This is a genomic window from Oleiphilus sp. HI0066, assembly GCF_001635725.1.
The window spans coordinates 1-651 of the sequence record NZ_LWFH01000825.1 but is presented as its reverse complement, the minus strand read 5'-3'; the positions used below and the strand labels follow the sequence as shown (position 1 = coordinate 651).

At 39.2% G+C, this 651-nt stretch carries 1 protein-coding gene; it reads right to left on the bottom strand.

Translation table 11 applies throughout. The features are described 5' to 3' along the window. Positions 1–651: CapA family protein (locus A3738_RS09735; RefSeq protein ID WP_197473769.1), on the bottom strand; the 651-nt coding region annotated here is incomplete at both ends.

Here is a 651-nt window from a genome sequence, read left to right as displayed (position 1 = left end):
CCGCCGCAGCCTTTCATCCCAGGTTAAATCGAAAAGAAAATTCCCCAAGCTATAGGCAATAACAGATCCGTTATAAAGCTCCACTTTTTGAAATATGTGAGGATGATGCCCCAAAAAGATATCTACACCAGCATCCACTATCTCTCTGACACAATGAATATCATTTTCGGTAGGGGTGTCTTCTGCTTCAATCCCAAAATGCAAAGATAAGACAAGAATATCTACATCAGAGCGAATATGCTTAATATCAGAAATGACCGATTCTTTTTGAAACTCTGAGTAGAATTTCTGCCCTGGAATATAGGCTTCTTCAACTGCCGAATAACCTAAGAAACCTATCTTCAAGCCATTAACGGTTTTATACAAAGGTTTAGGTTTTCCTGTATTAGACTCCAAGCAACCAACTACATCTATTCCTTGACTATCTAAAATACCAACCGAATCTAAGAAAGCTGCTCCGCCATGTTGACAAACATGATTATTAGCAACGTTAACTACATTAAAGCCTCCAGATAAAAGTGCATCCGCCGCTTTCGGAGAGCCCCTGAACGCTACTGAGTGAAAGTCACTAGGATCGTAACCCTTATTAGAAATGACACTTTCTAAATTACCAAATACTATATCTCCACTCTTTAAGATTGGTGCAACATC